The organism is Arthrobacter silvisoli (genome assembly GCF_003369445.1).
Lineage (GTDB): Bacteria > Actinomycetota > Actinomycetes > Actinomycetales > Micrococcaceae > Arthrobacter > Arthrobacter silvisoli.
Window position 1 is genome coordinate 84,333 of sequence record NZ_QRCU01000036.1, and the last position, 17,366, is coordinate 101,698.

The following is a 17,366-nucleotide window of genomic DNA, read 5'->3' on the forward strand; positions in this document are numbered from 1 at the left end:
GCAGTGTTCACGGCTGCCGTGCCGCCTGCCGCGGGTGACTTGTCCGCGGCGGTGCGGGCCGCCGTCGGGCTTTCAAGCGTTTGCTTTGCCAAGGCTCGTTGCCTCCTCTGTGGTGTGGTTCAGTGTGGAAGCTCCGGCCGCCTTTGCCCGGAGGGAATGCTGGTCCCGGATGGACCGGGTGAGTGAGTCCGCCAGTTTCCCGATGACGCGACCGGCTTCGAGGGCGTCCTCCTCGCTCCATTCGGCGAGGTAGTCGCGGAGCCTGGCGCTGCGCTCCTCTTCGAATTCACGCAACTGGGCGATGCCTTGCTCGGAGAGTGCTACCAGCTGCGCGCGGCCGTCCGCGGGATCGGGACGCCGGACCACCAGGCCCAGCTCCTCGAGTTCGGCGATGTGCCGGCTGAGGACGGGCGGGCTGACACCGAGCCGGGACGCCAGGTGGGTGGCCCGGGACTCCCCTTCCCCGATGAAGCGCAGTACGCCCTGGAGTGCGAATCCGACCTTGGCATCGCGTGCCACGCTGGTGCTGACAATGCACCGAAGCACGCGCTGGAGGTCGAAGATCCGGTGGACGAGCTCGGTCGCGGTGCCGGAAGCGACGGACATGTGGATCACCTCAATTGTTTGCCTAAAGCAACTATAAGGCTAAAAGGTTGCTTTGGGAAACTAACTGCGGCGAAGGTCACTTAAGCGCCAAGCGCGAACGAACATTTGAGGCCCCAAATCCGAGGAAAGGGGGCCCCAAGTGTTCGTTCGCGCTATGGGAACGGGAGAGTTCAGTCCAAGTGGGTCGGGGCGAACATCTTCAGCAGGGTTTCAACCACGACGACGTTCGGTCCGTCCGCGGCGAAACCCTCCTTGAGGGCGTCCCCCACCTGGTCCGGGGAGACCCGGCGGGCCGGGACGCCGAAGGATTCGGCGAGCTTGACGAAGTCCGGTCGTGCCAGTTCGGTGGCCGTCGCCTTGCCGAAGGCGCCCACCATGTATTCGCGCAGGATGCCGTAGCCGCCGTCATCCACGATCAGCCAGGTGACCGGGATGTTGTGCTGCTTGGCCGTGGCGAGCTCGGAGATGGAGTACATGGCCGAGCCGTCGCCGGACACCGCCAGCACGCGGGCCGGCTTCCCCGTGGTTTCCAGGCCCACTGCGCCACCGATCGCGGCCGGGAAACCGTAGCCGAGGCCACCGGCGCCCTGGGCAGAGTGGAACTGGCCCTGCCGGGAGTCCCAGCAGCTCCAGCCCCAGTACGCGGAGATGGTCATGTCCCAGAAAGTCTGCATACTGTCCGGAACGGCCTCGCGGATGTCGGCCATGAACTTCAGTTCCTTGGCCAGGTCCTGCGATTCGAGGCGCGCCTTGACCTTCGCCAGGGCCTCTTTGACGGTTTGCTCCGGGGTGGCGCCGTGCCACGAACGCACCGCTGTGCCTGCGGCTCCCGCGCTGGACAGGGCAGTGGACAACGCCTCGTCCAGGGCGGCGAGGGCCTGCCCCGCGTCGGCACGGATGCCCAGGCCGGGGCGGTTGGACTCCAGGACCCGGGGTTCGGCGTCGATCTGGATGATCCGGCCGCGCGGCTCGAACGTGAAGTAGTTGGAGGTGACTTCACCAAGCGAGGAGCCAATGACCACCAGCACGTCGGCGTCCTCGAGGAGGTCCGTCATGTACCGGTCCTCGATCCAGGACTGCAGCGACAGCTCGTGGTTCCACGGGAACGCGCCGTTGCCGCCGGGGGTGCAGATCACCGGGGCACGCAGCTGTTCGGCGATCGAGAGCAGGGACTTCTCGGCCCGGCCGCGCCGGGTGCCGCCACCGGCGATGATCGCGGGGCGTTCCGCCGTCGAAAGCCACTTCACGGCCTCCCGCACCAGCTCCACGCGGGGCGGGTTGTCCGCTGCCTCGGCGAGGGCGTCTTCCACCGGGGGGACCATGATGGGATCGAGCAGCACGTTCTGCGGAATCTCGATCCACACCGGCCCCTGCGGCGATGAAATGGCCTCGGTCCAGGCGTCCTGGATGGCCGAAGGAATGCCGGAGGCGTGCTGGATGAGGCGCTGGCTCTTGGTGACGTTGGCCGCGGAGGCCTTCTGGTCATCGAGCTGGTGCAGCATGCCCTTGCGCCGGGCGCCCAGGCCCTCGAGCGGAATCTGGCTGGCCACGACCACCATCGGCACGCCCGTGGCATAGGCCTCCTGCAGGCCGGCCAGGGAGGTCAGGGCGCCGGGGCCGGTGGACAGGAACAGCACGCCCACCTCGCCGGTGGCGCGGGAGTAGCCGTCCGCTGCGAAAGCCGAGTTGTTCTCCACCCGCGAGGACACGAACCGCAGCTTCCCGCGGCCCATGGCGTCGAACAGGCCCAGCGCGTGCTGGCCGGGAATACCGAAGACGGTCTTCGCGCCGAGCGCCTCGAGGGTCTCGACGACGAGGTCCCCGCCGTTGCGCTGGAGTCCTTCAGGGGCCTCCGGCCGCGCGGCGTCCCCGGGCGGGCTTGCGAGGGTGGAGATCGGCTGGGGATTCATCGGGCGCCTGCCGACTGCGTACCCAGCGCCTGCTGCGCGTAGCCGGTCGCCGCACCGTGGCGGTTGCCTTCGACGGCGTTGTCGGCCAGGAGGGTGACGAGTTCGTAGGCCACGTGGCTGGCGGCGACGCCGGTGATTTCGGCGTGGTCGTAAGCCGGGGAAACTTCCACGACGTCGGCACCCACGAGGTTCATGCCGCGGAAGCCGCGGATGATCTCGAGCAGTTCGCGGCTGGTGATGCCGCCGGCTTCCGGCGTGCCGGTGCCCGGCGCGTGGGCGGGGTCCAGGACGTCGATGTCGACGGAGATGTACAGCGGGCGGTTGCCGATTCGGTCGCGGATCTTCTCCACGGTTTCCAGGACGCCCTGGTAGTAGACGTCGGCGGAGGTGACGATGCCGAAGCCGAAGCGGTGGTCGTCGTCGAGGTCCTTCTTGCCGTAGAGCGGGCCGCGGGTACCGACGTGGCTGATGGCCTCGGTATCGAGGATGCCTTCCTCGACGGCGCGGCGGAACGGGGTGCCGTGGGTGTACTCGGCACCGAAGTAGGTGTCCCAGGTATCCAGGTGGGCGTCGAAATGCAGCATGGCCACCGGTTCGCCGGCGCGCTCGGCTGCGGCGCGCAGGAGGGGCAGGGCGATGGTGTGGTCGCCGCCGAGGGTCACAAGCTTGCTGCCGTTGGCGGTCAGGTCCAGCGCGTTCTGCTGGATGGTCTCGATGGCCTCGTTGATGTTGAAGGGGTTCACGGCCATGTCGCCGGCGTCGGCAACCTGGACGTTTTCGAAGGGGCTGACGTCCCAGGCCGGGTTGTAGGGACGCAGGAGGCGGCTGGCTTCGCGGATGTGGTTTGCGCCGAAGCGGGCACCCGGGCGGTAGGAAACGCCGGAGTCGAATGGCACACCCACCAGCGTCACGTCGGCCTTGGCAACCTGGTCCAGTCGCGGGAGGCGCGCGTAGGTGGCAGCACCGGCGTAACGCGGGATGCGGGATGAATCAATGGGGCCAAGGTTTCCGTTGGCTTCGATGCGGAGCTCTTCCACAGCGGCCTCTCTCCTTCGAGATCGAGTCAGGTTGTGACAGCCATCATACACGCAAAGTTTCCTAATATGCATCACCTGTTTACAAATTTTCGACTTCAGCAGACAGCCCGACGGCGGCCGGGGCACCTGGGCAACCGGCCGCCGTCGGGCTCTTTTCAGCCAAGCGCGGCGAGCCGTTACTTGTAGCTGACACTCATCAACAGGGCCTTCAACTGCGCGTATTCCGCCGTTCCCATCCACGCCCTGGCCTCAGCGTCGGAAGCGAAACCGGGGGAATCGATGTAGACACGGAAGATGCCGACGCCGTTGGGCAGGGTGACCTGCCCGCTGCCGCTGCCTGTGCTGCCGGAGACGAGTTCTTCAGCCCGGCGCACGTCCATGAAGTAGTGGTCGTTGACGTCGCCGTAACTGTCCTTGAAGAAGCCGAAGGTCGGCGTTCCTTCAAAGCCCGCCAGCCCCGGCACGGCGGTCGCGTCGAACACGGTGCGGTCCACAGGGCCGGATGCGCCGTCGCCGTAGAAGCCGCTGACCATGAAGGCCACGGCCTTGCCCTTGCTGCCGATCGTGGCTTCCACACACTCGGCGGGTCCGCCGGGAACAGTGGGGCAGTCCGCGGTGGCGACGGTCCAGCCCGCCTGGTACCGGAAGGAAATGTGGCCATCCGGGAAGGTGAAGGTCTTCACCGGCTTCGCCTTCGTTCCCTGGACCGGCTTGCCGGCGTCCGTCGCGGATGACGTGAGCGTGAGTGCGGGTCCGGCGGTGGGGCCGGACGGGCCGGACGCCGGAGTCGGCGCGCAGGCGGCGGTGGCACCCAGGGCGATGGCGAGCGCCGCCGTCGCGACGGTTTTCCCAAGCGCTGCGAAGTTCATGGTCTTCCCCAATCTTTGGTCAGGCTTCCTGGCTGGTACGGGCTGCCTTCGCGCCGCCCGTCACCCCTATGGTTTCCCGCCGGGGGCCGAAACTTACATCGACTTGATTAATTCTGCCGGCGCCTGGGATTCCGGCCGAAGGAGACGCCGCTCACACACGGCGTAAGGATTCCGTAAAGACCGGGATTCCGCACCCGGGCACCGCCGTACGCTCCTTCTGGAGCAGCTCCCAGGCTGCGCGAAAGGACATCGTGACCACCCTGACGAGGCCGCCGGCAGACCCTTCCAACCGGCGCAAATCCAGCGGAAGCTTCAAGCACTGGCTGCTCGAGGGCATGCCCGAGGCCGGCCGCCCGCGGCAGCATGGCAAGCCGGAAAGCGAGCACACGCCGCAGTCCTGGTGGAAGGTCATGTGCCTCACCGGCGTCGACTACTTCTCGACCCTCGGCTACCAGCCGGCCATCGCGGCCCTCGCGGCCGGCATCGTGTCCCCACTGGCTACCATCGTGCTGGTGGCCGTCACGCTCATGGGCGCCCTGCCGGTATACCGCCGCGTCGCTTCCGAAAGCCCGCGCGGCGAAGGGTCCATCGCCATGCTGGAGAAGCTCCTCCCCCGCTGGGGCGGCAAGCTGTTCGTCCTGGCCCTGCTCGGCTTCGCCGCAACCGACTTCATGATCACCATGACTTTGTCTGCCGCCGACGCGAGTGCACACGCCGTGGAGAACCCCTTCGCGCCCGACTGGATGCACGGCCAGGAAATCGCCATCACGCTCGCCCTGATTGCCGCCCTGGGGATCGTCTTCCTGCGCGGCTTCAAGGAAGCCATCAACGTGGCAGTGCTGCTGGTGGGCGTCTACCTGCTGCTCAATGCCGTGGTGGTACTGGTGGGCCTGTTCCATGTGGCCGCCGAAGCGCACGTCGTCACCGACTGGTGGGCCGCCCTCAACCAGCAGCACGGCAACCCGCTGGTGATGATCGGCATCGCGCTGCTCGTGTTCCCGAAGCTCGCCCTAGGCCTCTCCGGCTTCGAGACCGGCGTCGCCGTCATGCCCCAGATCAAGGGGGCGCCGGACGACACCGAGCAGCGGCCCGCCGGCCGCATCCGAGGGGCCCATAAGCTGCTCACGACGGCGGCCCTCATCATGAGTGCCTTCCTGGTGTCGTCCAGCTTCATCACCACCTTCCTGATCCCGGCGGCCGAATTCGAGCCGGGCGGCAAAGCCAACGGCCGCGCCCTGGCCTTCCTGGCGCACCAGTACCTCGGCGATGCGTTCGGCACCGTCTACGACATCAGCACCATCGCAATCCTGTGGTTCGCCGGCGCCTCCGCCATGGCCGGGCTGCTGAACCTCGTGCCGCGCTACCTCCCGCGCTTCGGTATGGCGCCCTCATGGACCAAAGCCGTCCGCCCGCTGGTCCTGGTGTTCACCGCCATCGGCTTCCTGATCACGGTGATCTTCGAGGCGAACGTAGAGGCGCAGGGCGGCGCCTACGCCACCGGCGTGCTGGTGCTGATGACCTCCGCGTCCATCGCGGTGACCCTCTCGGCCAAGCGCCGGAAGCAGCGCGTGAAGACTTTCGCCTTCGGCGCCGTGGCGCTCGTGTTCAGCTACACCACGGTAGCCAATGTGGTGGAGCGCCCCGACGGTATCAGGATCGCCGCCCTGTTCATCCTGGGCATCCTGCTGGTGAGCTTCGCCTCCCGGGTCCGGCGCTCCTTCGAACTGCGCGCCACCCATATCAAGATGGACGAACGGGCCTTGGAGTTCACCGCTGCCAGCGACGAGGGGCCAATCCGGCTCATCGCCCACGAGCCGAAACGGGTCGGCGCCGAGCGGTACCGGGAGAAGCTGGAGCATGCCCAGCAGGCCAACCACCTGCCCGAGGACAGCGATGCCCTGTTTATCGAGGTCATCGTGGACGACAGCTCCGACTTCGAACAGGAACTGCTCGTGGAGGGCAAGCACCGCCACGGCTTCAAAGTCCTGGAGGTCCACAGCAACAACGTGCCGAACACCCTTGCCGCCGTGCTGCTGCACATCCGCGATGTCACTGGGCTGATGCCGCACATCTACTTCCGCTGGACCGAAGGCAACCCGATCGCCAACCTCAGCAAGTTCCTGTTCTTCGGCGAAGGCGAAATCGCTCCGGTGACCCGGGAGGTGCTGCGCGAGGCCGAGGCCGACGTGACGCGCCGGCCCTGGGTGCACGTCGGCTGACAGGGCCCCCAGCGGCCCGCGGCCGGTTTCCCGGCGGCCGGTTTCCCGGCGGCCGGTTTCCCAGCGGCCCGCGGCCGGTTTCCCAGCGGCCGGTTTCCTAGCGGCTCGCGGCCGGCACCAGGATCCAGAGCACCTCGACGGTTTCGTCCGTGGGGTTGATCCAGGTGTGCGGCTCGCGGCCGGGGAAGGACAGGGTGTCGCCTTCCTCGAGGTCGTACTTTTCGTTGCTCAGGATCAGCTGGATCCGGCCCTTGGTGACGTGCAGGACGTCCACGTCGCAGTCCACGGCGTAGAGCTCGGATTCGCCGCGGCCGCGGGGCTCGATCACGGCCTGGATGATCTGCAGGCGGCGCTCCGAACGGGCCGTGAGGAGGCGCTCCACGATTCCCTCGCCGCCGAGGGAGATCTTCGGCCCGTCGTCGCGGCGCGTCAGGTGCGTCTCCGGCGCCGCGAACAGCTCCCCAATGGACACGGACAGCACCTGGCACAGCGTCACCAGGGATGCCACGGACGGCGACGTCAGGTCCCGCTCCACCCGGCTGAGGAATCCCTTGGTCAACCCCGTCGCCTCAGCCACCTGCTCGATGGTGAGCCGCTGGGATTGGCGGGCGGCGCGGATTCTGGAACCGATCGCAAGCGGGACGTTGCTGGGTTCAACGGGGAGAGCCTTCATTCACGAACCTTTCAGGCCGAAAAGTGCGGCCCAGTCATTTGGGCCATAGTATCCGGCAGGCTCCCGGAGCCCGCCTGCCCTGCGCACCGTCCTTGACTGTTACGCCGATCACTACATATCCTTTCATGCAACAAGTGTTGCCTTCTAGGCAAATGGAAAACTTTCTCCCCACCACGCTGCATCACGGATTGCTCCGAATGACACCGGACTTGTCATCGACACGGAACCCGGCCGCAGCGAATATCCCCAGGAGCCGACAATGGACTCATCGTTCCTCAACATCGCCATTGTGGTGGTGTATCTGCTGGCCATGCTGGCCTTTGGCTGGTGGGGCAAGTCCCGCACCAAGAACAACAGTGACTTCCTGGTGGCCGGCCGCCGCCTGGGCCCGTTCCTCTACACGGGCACCATGGCCGCTGTGGTCCTCGGCGGCGCCTCAACGGTGGGCGGTGTCGGCCTCGGCTACAAGTTCGGCATCTCCGGCATGTGGCTCGTGGTGGCCATCGGCACCGGCGTGCTCCTGCTGAGCCTGCTCTTTGCCGGCACCATCCAGCGCCTGAAGATCTACACCGTCTCCCAGATGCTCAGCCTGCGCTACGGCCAGCAGGCCACCCAGACCTCCGGCATCGTGATGCTGGCCTACACCCTGATGCTCTGCGCCACCTCCACTGGCGCCTACGCCACCATCTTCGTGGTCCTCTTCGGCTGGGAACGCTGGCTCGCCATCGCCGTCGGCGGCGCAATCGTACTGGTCTATTCCACGATCGGCGGCATGTGGTCCATCACCCTGGCCGACCAGGTCCAGTTCGTCATCAAGACCGTGGGCATCTTCCTGCTCATGCTGCCCTTCGCCCTGAACGCTGCCGGTGGCTTCGACGGCATCCGTGCACGCGTCGACGCAAGCTTCTTCCAGATCGACGGCATCGGCACGCAGACGATCATCACCTACTTCGTCGTGTACACCCTCGGCCTGCTGATCGGCCAGGACATCTGGCAGCGCGTCTTCACCGCCAAGACCCCCAAGGTGGCCCGCTGGGGCGGCGCCACCGCCGGTGTCTACTGCATCCTCTATGGCCTGGCCGGCGCCGTCATCGGCCTGGCTGCCCGCGTGGCCCTGCCGGACATCGACGTCAAGGCCCTCGGCAAGGACGTTGTCTACGCCGAAGTCGCTACGCACTTGCTCCCCATCGGCATCGGCGGCCTGGTCATGGCCGCGGCCGTGGCGGCCATGATGTCCACCGCCTCCGGCGCGCTGATCGCCGCCGCAACCGTGGCCCGCGCGGACGTAGTGCCGTTCGTGGCCAGCTGGTTCGGCAAGACCATCCACACCGACGACACCGAAAACCCCGAGCACGACGTCAAGGCCAACCGCTACTGGGTCCTGGGCCTGGGCATCCTGGCCGTGCTGATCTCCATGGCAGCCCAGGACGTGGTGGTCGCCCTGACCATCGCCTACGACATCCTCGTAGGCGGCCTGCTGGTCGCGATCCTCGGCGGCCTTGTCTGGAAGCGCGGCACCGGCATCGCCGCCGCGTGGTCCATGGCAGTCGGCTCCGTCCTGACGCTCGGCCTGTTGATCATGTACGCACTGGGGGCCATCCCCAGCGAGGACGGTGTCTACGCCAACGAGCCCATCTACTGGGGCCTGGGCGCATCGCTCGTCTGCTACGTGGTGGTGTCCCTGCTGACGCCGCCCACGGATCCCGAGGTCCGCGGGGCCTGGGACCGCCGGGTTGCCGGGGCCGTCTCCGAGGAACTGCCCCTGGACGCCCACCCGGTGGCCAGCCACAGCGGCCACTAGTCCCCGGCGGCTCCCAAGCCTCGCTGCGCTCGGCCAGGGGCCCTCGCCACCGTGGGCCCACCCGGCTGATCCCAAGCCTCGCTGCGCTCGGCCAAGGGCCCTCGCCACCGTGGGCCCACCCGGCTGATCCCAAGCCTCGACAAAGGAACCCCGACGGCGGTGCCACCTTTCACAGGTGGCGCCGCCGTCGTCGTGTTCCCTGCTTGCGGGACGCTGCTACAGTGTTTCCAGCTTCAAGAGATGTGGCGCCAAGCTCCGACTTGCCACGCACCAACCCCATGTTCACGGGTGGTTCGGATGAGGAAGCGGCCTGCACCGGACCAGAGACAACCGGCCAGGCAAGAGCAACTCCCCCAGGAGAAGGCCAATGCCTTTTGATGCCGCCCCTGCAACTGCCCACACGGACGCACGGACCGGGCCGCCCGCAGCCATGAACCCCGCAGAGGCACTGCCGGTAATTCCTTGTGTCGATGCCGCCGGCGGATCAGTGCTGCTGTCCGCAGCCGGCAGGCAGGAACTCCGGCGGTGCGCGGACCCGGTGCTGCTCACCCGGCTGCTGTCGCGCTCGGTGCGTCCTGCGCTCTGGTTCCCGGCCGAGCGGAAACTGCTCCTCGCCGTCGCCGCGCGTGGCTACCGCGGGGGCAAGGAACTCTCATTCATCCTGGATTGACGGAAAATTGACGGAAATACGGAAGGCGGGACCGGACTATTCTTCGGCTTCTTCTTCGCGATGTTCGTCGACGTCGAGCGGGACAACCCGTTCCTCTTCGTCAATGGCGTCGTCTTCTTCGTCCCACTCCTCGTCCACCGGGATGTCCTCGCTGTAGTCGTAGGCGGGATCCGACTCCACGGTGGGACGCTCAGGATGCCAGGCGTGCGTTTCGGTGCTGTCCACGGTGCAACCTCCATTCACGTGCCGCGGGCTGCGGGTCGGTCCGGCCATCTTGCACGGCCGCGCCCCAACCCGTGGCCCCTTGTTCTTCCATCTGAGCACTGCCCCTGCCGGGGGTCAAGGTGCCGCAGGAAGGGCCGCCCATTAAGGCACGCCGAAACTCCGCTGTGAGGAATACCGGCCAAAAAACCGCGGAAATTGGCGCTAGTGTGGAGCTGCAATGGGGCGATGAAACCCGCCCCAAACTACCCAGGAGCCACAGTGCACACGCGAAAACCAGTGCCGCCCCAGGACACGGTGAAGCCCGAAACCACAGCACAGCCCCAAACCACAGCGCAGCGCGAAGGCCCGGCACAGCGCGACGACACGGCACAGCCGCACAGGGAAGCCCCCTCCCCCGCAGACATCAAGCGCTGGCGCCAGTACCTGGCCGACGAACGGGCCGAAGCCGCCGTGTACCGCGAGCTGGCACAGCGCCGCGACGGCGAAGAACGCGAAATCCTCCTGGCCCTGGCCGACGCCGAGGGCCGCCACGAAGCCCATTGGCTCCGCCTGTTGGGGGAACACGCGGGCATGCCCAAGGCGGCCTCGACCCGCAGCCAACTGCTCGGTTTCCTGGCCCGCCATTTCGGGTCTGTCTTTGTCCTGGCCCTGGCCCAGCGGGCGGAGAGCCGCTCGCCCTACGCCACCGATCCCGCTGCGACCCGCGCCATGGCGGCCGACGAGCAGATCCACGAAGAAGTGGTCCGGGGCCTGGCCACACGGGGCCGCAACCGCCTCTCCGGTTCCTTCCGCGCCGCCGTCTTCGGCGCCAACGACGGCCTGGTCAGCAACCTGTCCCTCGTGATGGGCATGGCGGCCACAGGCGTGCCCACCACGGTGGTGCTCTTCAGCGGCATCGCCGGCCTGCTGGCAGGCGCACTGTCCATGGGCGCCGGCGAGTATGTCTCGGTGCGTTCCCAGCTGGAACTGTTGAAGGCCACCCGTCCCACCCAGGTCACGCTTTCCGCGGCGCCCTCCCTGGACATTGAGCACAACGAGCTGGTGCTGGTCTACCTGGCCCGCGGCATGAGCCACGAGGCAGCCGAGCACCGCGCCGCCGAACGCATGGGCGTCTACTCCTGCGACTGCGATCCGTCCCTGTCGCTGCACCCGGAGGAAGAGGCGGTTCCCGACGAGCACGAGGCCGTCGGTTCCGCCTGGGGTGCGGCGCTGTCGAGCTTCTGCTTCTTCGCTTCGGGCGCCATCGTGCCGATCCTGCCGTTCCTCTTCGGGCTGGGCGGTTTCACTGCGCTCCTGGTGGCCGGTACTCTGGTGGGCGTCGCGCTCCTCGGAACGGGCGCCGTCGTCGGCCTGCTGTCCGGCACTTCGCCCCTCACACGCGGCCTCCGGCAGCTGGCGATCGGCCTTGGCGCCGCTGCCGCAACCTATGGGCTGGGCCTGGCCTTCGGCGCCATCGTAGGCTAGGCGGTACCGCGGCCGCTTAGTTCACAACGCAGGGAGCAGGATGTACCCGGATTTCGAGCCCGACGGCGGGCGTCCGCCACGGCGGCCCAGTACCGGGATGTATCTGTTCCGCAACCTCCTCGTAGTGGCCGTCGCGACGGTGGTCGCCCTGCTGGTCAGTGGCTTCCTGCGCGGCGACCCGCGCATTACCTCCCTGTTCCCGGCGTTGCCGGGTACCACCCGTGAAACCCCGGGGAACGCCCGGCCAAGCCCGGCGGGAAGCGCTGCGCCGGGCTCCACGAAACACCAGGACGACGCCCCGCCGCCCGGCCTCGAAGAGGCCGGGCACCCGCTTCTCACGCCCGTGAAACCCGCAGTCGAGAGCACGTCCTACAAGTTCCTGGCCACTAACCCGGACGGCACACCGGTGGGCTACTCCCCCTGCCGTCCGGTGCACTATGTGGTGAACGCCGAGCTCGCGCCAACCGGTTCCGAGGGTCTCCTGGAGGACGCCGTGGCGAAGATTTCGGCCGCCACGGGCCTGAAGTTCATCAACGACGGTGCCACCAAGGAAAAGCCCACCGACAAGCGCGAGGCCTATCAGCCCAGGCTGTACGGGGACCGCTGGGCGCCCCTGCTTCTCTCCTGGACCACCCCTGCATCGTCCCCCGCACTGGCCGGCAAGGTGATCGGCACCGGCGGAAGCACGGCCTACAGTTTCGGTTCGGGTCCGCGCAGTTACGTCTCGGGCCGCCTCGACCTGGACACCCCGCAGATCACCGAACTGCTGGGCCTGCCCGGCGGGTCCGACTACGTCTCGGCGGTGATGCAGCACGAACTGGGCCATGTGGTGGGCCTGGACCATGTGGACGATCCGGTCCAACTCATGTACCCGGAAATCGGCGCGCCGGACGGCCTGGCGGCCGGAGACCTGACGGGCCTCTACAAACTGCACTCCGCCCATTGCAGGGACGATCTCTAGGCGCACGCCTTTAACGCAAGATGCCCGACGGCGGTACGAACCGCCGTCGGGCATTTCCTGCTTCCCGTGAACAGGCTTTGTTGCAGGGATCCGGGTCCTACTTGAGGACTACTGTCCGGTTCCCCTGCAAGATCACGCGGCCCTCGCAGTGCCAGCGCACCGCGTTGCTGAGGGCCTTGCATTCGGAGTCGCGGCCCACGGCCACGAGGTCCTCAGGACCGTAGGTGTGGTCCACGTCCAAGACCTGCTGGGCGATGATCGGACCCTCGTCCAGTTCCCCGTTGACGTAGTGCGCCGTGGCACCCACCGTCTTCACCCCGCGGGCGTAAGCCTGGTGGTACGGCTTGGCGCCCTTGAAGCTGGGGAGGAAGGAGTGGTGGATGTTGATGGCACGGCCGTCCAGCTTGCGGGCCAGATCGTCGCTGAGCACCTGCATGTAGCGGGCCAGCACCACCAACTCGACGTCCAGTTCATCGATGATCTCCAGCAACCGGGCTTCCGCCTGCGGCTTGATCTCCGCGGTCACCGGGACGTGGAAGAACGGGATGCCGTGCCATTCCACCAGGCCCTGGTGGTCCGTGTGGTTGGACACGACGCCCACGATCTCGATGGGCAATTCGCCCACCCGGGCACGGAACAGCAGGTCGTTCAGGCAGTGCCCGAACTTGGAGACCATGATCAGGACCTTGCGCTTGGAGCCGTGGCGTTCCAGCTGCCAGCGCATGCCGAACTTCTCCGCGATCGGCCCGAAGGCTTCACGCAGCGTTTCCAGGGTGGAGTCGTCGCCCGTCGAGGAGAAGTGCACCCGCATAAAGAAGTGCGCGTCGTCGCGGGAGCCGAACTGCTTGTTGTCCACGATGTCGCAGCCGTGCTCCAACAGGAAGCCGGAGACCGCATGGACAATGCCCGGGGTTTCCGCGCAGTCCAGGGTCAGGACGTGCTCGATCGTGGTTTCGGCGCTGCTGCCGCTGCCGCGCTCGGTGACGGGGGCGGTCATCACGGCACCTCCGGCGATGCGAATTCACGCATGCCGTCCACCAGCCAGCGGCCCAGGAAATCGGCGAAGGACGCGCGGGGCAGCACCTGGAAGGTGTCCTCGCCGCTCTTCCAGAGGATCGCCGGGATGTGGCCGATTTCGGTGGACAGGGCCGTTCCGGCCTTGAAACTGCGCGGGTGCAGGTCCAGGGAGCAACCCTTTTCCAGGACGTCGCGGGCCCGGGTGCCGGAGAGTTCGAAGACCGTGCGGTTGGCCGAAAGGTCCACCACCTGGCCCTGACCGTCGCCGAGCGCCTCGGTGAGCGCCGGGAGCAGGTCCCCGCCCAGGGACTCGTGGGCGTTCTCCGGAGCGATCACCAGGAACTCGGCCGGTCCGAGCCACAGGACGGACACGCCGTCCCGCTCGACGACCTCGCCGCAGGTGGCCGGCAGCCCGCCAGCCACCTGGGCGATGCGGGCGCCGGCGTCACTGTCCCGCTGGACGCGGATGCCGGCCATGGTCTGGAACGGGATTTCCTTGATCTCCGCGACGCCGGCAAGCGAGGCGGCCTCGAAGGTCCCGGCCAGGTGCGCCGCCGGGCTGCGGCGGGCTTCCCGGACGCCGTTGTTGCTGGCGGTTGCTGCTGCTGTCTCAACCATCTTTGCGGTTCCCTTCAGGATCGAAAAGTACTGTTTCGCCGACCGTCACGTCCACGAGCTGATCGCCGACGGCGGCCACCAGGGTCTCGCCGATGCGGTTGCGGCCGTTGCGGATCAGGGCCAGGCCGAAGGAACGGCCGAGTGCTGCGCTGTGGTAGCTCGAAGTCACGAAGCCTTCCATGGGGACGGGGCCGTAGGCGGGGTTGACCGCGATGCCCTTCTCCACGAGCTGCGTACCTTCGGGGAGACGAAGCGAGCCGTCCACCGGGAGCACGCTGACCAGGTGCTTGCGGTCTTCGCGCTGGGCGTCCACCCGGCTGTAGGAACGCTTGCCGATGAAGTCCTTGGCCTTGGAGACGATCCACTCCATACCTGCGTCCTGCGGGGTGACCGTGCCGTCGGTGTCCTGGCCCACGATCGGGTAGCCCTTTTCGGCGCGCAGCACGTGCATGGTTTCGGTGCCGTAGGGGGTGATGTTGAACTCGGCGCCGGCCGCGGCCACTGCTTCCCAGACGTTCAGGCCGTACCAGGACGGCACGTTGATTTCGTAGGCCAGTTCACCGGAGAAGGAAATCCGGCAGACACGGGCCCGCACGCCGGAGGCCAGGGTGGTTTCGCGGAAGGTCATGAACGGGAAGTTCTCCGCGTCCAGCCCGCCGTCCACCGCCAGTTCCGGCGCAACCTTGGCGATCACTTCGCGGGACTTCGGTCCGACGACGGCAATGGTGCTCCACTGCTCCGTGACCGAGGTGCAGGCAACGTCCAGTTCCGGCCATTCGGTCTGGTGCCATTCCTCCAGCCAGTCCAGCACCTTGGCGGCGCCGCCGGTGGTGGTGGTCATGAAGAAGCGGTCCTCGTCCAGGCGCAGGGTCACGCCGTCGTCGAAGATCATGCCGTCCGGGGTGCACATGACGCCGTAGCGGGCCGAACCCGGGGCGAGCTTCTTGAACGCGTTGGTGTAGACGCGGTTGAGGAATTCGCCGGCGTCCTTGCCCCGGATCTCGATCTTGCCGAGGGTGGTGGCGTCCATGAAGCCCACGGACTCACGCACGGCGGCGCATTCGCGCAGCACGGCTGCGTCCATGTCCTCGCCCGGCTGCGGGTAGTACCAGGGGCGCTTCCACTGTCCCACGTCCTCGAACAGTGCGCCGTTCGCCACGTGCCACGGGTGGATGGAGGTCACGCGGGCGGGGTCGAACAGTTCGCCGCGCTGGCGTCCGGCCAGTGCCGCGAAGGCCACCGGGGTGAACGGTGCACGGTAGGTGGTGGTGCCGATCTCGCCGATACCGGCCGCGGCAGCTCCTTCAGCCTTCAGCGCGGCGGCGATGACGCCGATCGCGTTGACGCCGGAGGTCTTGCCCTGGTCGTTGGCGGTGCTGATGGAGGTGTAGCGCTTGACGTGTTCCACCGAGCGCATGCCGGCGCCTGTGGAGCGGAGGACATCCGCCACGGACTGGTCGCGCTGGAAGTCCACGAAGTGGTTGTGCCACTCAGCTGCCGTGCCTTCCTGGCCCGGTACCAGCCAGAGCTGGCGGGTGGGTGCAGAGGCCACGGGAGCCTTGGATTCGGCGGGAACGGTGTCGCTGCTGAAGCCGGCGGCGATCGCGGCGGCGGCGCCGGCGCTGATGCCTTCGGCCAGGCAGTCGGCCAGTTCGTAACTGCCGCGGCCCGAGCCGACCACCTGCTGGTCCTTGACCACGGAGCTCGGCACGAAGCCGGCCAGCTCCTCGTCCCAGCGCAGCTTGCCCTGGCGCTGGCTGTGCAGGTGGACCACGGGGCTCCAGCCGCCGGCGACGGCGAGCAGGTCGCAGTCGAACTGTTCGACGCCGGAGGTGAGTTCGCCGTCGTCGTTGATGCTGCGGACGGTGACGCCGTCCAGGCGGCCGCCCTCGCCGTTGCCGGTGGTGTCCGCGACGGCGCTGCCGATCAGCACCCGGGTGCCTTGGGCCAGCGTGGCTGCGGCGGTGGAGCTGAGCCGGGTGCGGGCGTCCACGACGGCGGCAACCTTGATTCCGGCCGCCTGCAGTTCGGCCGCGAGGGCGTAGGCGGAGTCGTTGGTAGTGCTGATGACCACGCGGGATCCTGCGGCGACGGCGTAGCGGTTCAAGTAGCTGCGCACGGCCGAGGCCAGCATGATGCCGGGGCGGTCGTTGTTCTCGAACACCAAGGGGCGTTCGTGGGCGCCGGGGGCCAGGACCACCTGGGCGGCACGGATGTGCCAGATGCGCTGGCGGGAGACACCGTCGGCCGCGGGGACATTGAGGTGGTCCGTGCGGTTCTGTGCGGCGATCACGTAGTTGGAGTCGTAGGAACCGAACGCGGTGGTGCGGTTCAGCACGGTGCATTCGGCAGCGGAAACCAACTCGGCCTCGACGTCGGCAAGCCATTCGAGCGCGGGCTTGCCTTCGATGTCCTCGGCCAAGCCGGGAACGGTGGAGCCGGAAAGCAGGGCACCGCCGAGCTCGGGCTGGTCGTCGATGAGGATGACGCGGGCACCGGTGCGGACCGCTTCGCGGGCGGCTGCAAGGCCTGCCACGCCGCCGCCGACCACCAGCACGTCGGTGTGGACGTACTTCTTGTCGTATTCGGCTTTGTCCTCGTTGGGATCGAGCTTGCCCAGGCCGTTCAGCAGTTCGACCTTCAGCCCGTCCACGAGGGACACGGTGGTGGCCGGGAGCATGGACTCGGCCACGTGGCCCGGGAAGCGCGGGGCGATCTTCACCAGGGCGTTGGATTCCTCCACGCCGGCGGACAGGATGCCGCGGGGGCGGTCCTCGTAGAGGGAGTTGCCCACGGTGATGCGGCCGTTGGCCAGGAGGGCCGAGGCGAGGGTGTCGCCCGGGTGGCCGGTGTATTCCTGGCCGTCCACGGTGAAGCGCCAGGAGATGCTGCGGTCGATGCGGCCGCCGTTGGCGAGGCGGGCGTTCTGGGACGTCACTTGCTTGCTCCTTCCGGGGCCTGTGCGGTGTTTGCGGTAGTACCAGGGGCGCTGCCGCCCGGTGCTGGAGTTCCCATCGGGTAGACCGCCTGTATTTCGTAGCTCACGGTGTCACGGAGCATGTTGAACCACTGGCGGCAGCCGGTGCTGTGGACCCAGCGTTCGGCGTAGGCGCCCTTGGTGTTGTCCCGGTAGAACAGGTACTCGGCCCATTCGCGGTCGTTCAGTGCGTAGGGGTCTTCGGGGTAGGCAACGTGGGCCTGGCCGCCATAGTGGAATTCGGTTTCGTCCCGTGGCCCGCAGTTGGGGCAGGAGATCAGGAGCATGTCCGGCTACTTTCTGTAATGTCCGCGGGGGC

Annotated in this window: 15 protein-coding genes and 1 riboswitch; of the genes, 5 read left to right on the forward strand and 10 right to left on the reverse strand. The window is 67.5% G+C overall.

Annotated features, from left to right (window positions below; all coding sequences use genetic code 11):
• Window positions 1-72: 72 nt before the first annotated feature.
• From DWV11_RS09215 to DWV11_RS09230, 4 genes are all read right to left on the reverse strand, one after another.
• On the reverse strand, window positions 73-606 hold the full coding sequence (locus DWV11_RS09215; protein ID WP_115788655.1) for a MarR family winged helix-turn-helix transcriptional regulator: 534 nt from the start codon (window positions 604-606) through the stop codon (window positions 73-75).
• A 170-nt stretch (window positions 607-776) separates the two neighbouring features.
• A complete protein-coding gene (locus DWV11_RS09220) occupies window positions 777-2,516 on the reverse strand; it encodes a thiamine pyrophosphate-binding protein (RefSeq protein ID WP_245953524.1) in 1,740 nt (579 codons plus the stop codon).
• Window positions 2,513-3,553 carry an agmatinase gene (gene speB / locus DWV11_RS09225; RefSeq protein WP_115788588.1) on the reverse strand — a complete coding sequence of 347 codons (1,041 nt, stop codon included), beginning with the start codon at window positions 3,551-3,553 and terminating at the stop codon, window positions 2,513-2,515. Before speB ends, DWV11_RS09220 begins: the two co-directional genes overlap by 4 nt.
• 176 nt (window positions 3,554-3,729) lie before the next feature.
• The gene (locus DWV11_RS09230; protein ID WP_115788589.1) at window positions 3,730-4,422 is read right to left on the reverse strand and encodes a hypothetical protein; all 693 of its coding nucleotides are present in this window, start codon (window positions 4,420-4,422) and stop codon (window positions 3,730-3,732) included.
• Between the two features lie 251 nt (window positions 4,423-4,673).
• On the opposite strand from DWV11_RS09230, the gene DWV11_RS09235 reads away from it, so the two are divergent.
• Entirely contained in the window at window positions 4,674-6,641 is a 1,968-nt protein-coding gene (locus DWV11_RS09235) for an APC family permease (protein ID WP_115788590.1), read from the forward strand.
• 97 nt (window positions 6,642-6,738) lie between these two features.
• Here DWV11_RS09235 and DWV11_RS09240 read toward each other — a convergent pair whose 3' ends face one another.
• Window positions 6,739-7,314 carry a helix-turn-helix domain-containing protein gene (locus DWV11_RS09240; RefSeq protein WP_115788591.1) on the reverse strand — a complete coding sequence of 192 codons (576 nt, stop codon included), beginning with the start codon at window positions 7,312-7,314 and terminating at the stop codon, window positions 6,739-6,741.
• Between the two features lie 259 nt (window positions 7,315-7,573).
• Between DWV11_RS09240 and DWV11_RS09245 the strand changes: the two genes are divergently transcribed.
• A complete protein-coding gene (locus DWV11_RS09245) occupies window positions 7,574-9,115 on the forward strand; it encodes a sodium:solute symporter family protein (protein ID WP_115788592.1) in 1,542 nt (513 codons plus the stop codon).
• Between the two features lie 231 nt (window positions 9,116-9,346).
• Window positions 9,347-9,466, forward strand: a riboswitch (SAM riboswitch).
• Between the two features lie 16 nt (window positions 9,467-9,482).
• Window positions 9,483-9,785 (forward strand): hypothetical protein, encoded by a 303-nt coding sequence (locus DWV11_RS09250; protein ID WP_115788593.1) that lies wholly within the window; start codon window positions 9,483-9,485, stop codon window positions 9,783-9,785.
• Window positions 9,786-9,821: 36 nt separating this feature from the next.
• Here the strand turns inward: DWV11_RS09250 and DWV11_RS09255 are convergent, their stop codons facing one another.
• Window positions 9,822-10,010 (reverse strand): hypothetical protein, encoded by a 189-nt coding sequence (locus DWV11_RS09255; RefSeq protein WP_115788594.1) that lies wholly within the window; start codon window positions 10,008-10,010, stop codon window positions 9,822-9,824.
• A 258-nt stretch (window positions 10,011-10,268) separates the two neighbouring features.
• Here DWV11_RS09255 and DWV11_RS09260 point away from each other — a divergent pair, with 258 nt between their 5' ends.
• Window positions 10,269-11,474: a VIT1/CCC1 transporter family protein gene (locus DWV11_RS09260; RefSeq protein WP_245953525.1), complete on the forward strand. Its 1,206-nt coding sequence runs from the start codon at window positions 10,269-10,271 to the stop codon at window positions 11,472-11,474.
• Between the two features lie 40 nt (window positions 11,475-11,514).
• The gene (locus tag DWV11_RS09265) at window positions 11,515-12,435 is read left to right on the forward strand and encodes a matrixin family metalloprotease (RefSeq protein WP_425452055.1); all 921 of its coding nucleotides are present in this window, start codon (window positions 11,515-11,517) and stop codon (window positions 12,433-12,435) included.
• Between the two features lie 97 nt (window positions 12,436-12,532).
• On the opposite strand, the gene purU is transcribed toward DWV11_RS09265, so the two are convergent.
• The 4 genes from purU to DWV11_RS09285 are packed head-to-tail and all read right to left on the reverse strand — an operon-like array spanning window position 12,533 to window position 17,334.
• The gene (gene purU / locus DWV11_RS09270; RefSeq protein ID WP_115788597.1) at window positions 12,533-13,432 is read right to left on the reverse strand and encodes a formyltetrahydrofolate deformylase; all 900 of its coding nucleotides are present in this window, start codon (window positions 13,430-13,432) and stop codon (window positions 12,533-12,535) included.
• On the reverse strand, window positions 13,432-14,070 hold the full coding sequence (locus DWV11_RS09275; protein ID WP_115788598.1) for a sarcosine oxidase subunit gamma: 639 nt from the start codon (window positions 14,068-14,070) through the stop codon (window positions 13,432-13,434). Before DWV11_RS09275 ends, purU begins: the two co-directional genes overlap by 1 nt.
• A complete protein-coding gene (locus DWV11_RS09280; protein WP_115788599.1) occupies window positions 14,063-17,008 on the reverse strand; it encodes a sarcosine oxidase subunit alpha family protein in 2,946 nt (981 codons plus the stop codon). The genes DWV11_RS09275 and DWV11_RS09280 overlap by 8 nt, the downstream gene beginning before the upstream one ends.
• A complete protein-coding gene (locus DWV11_RS09285) occupies window positions 17,005-17,334 on the reverse strand; it encodes a sarcosine oxidase subunit delta (RefSeq protein WP_115788600.1) in 330 nt (109 codons plus the stop codon). The genes DWV11_RS09280 and DWV11_RS09285 overlap by 4 nt, the downstream gene beginning before the upstream one ends.
• Between the last annotated feature and the right edge of the window lie 32 nt (window positions 17,335-17,366).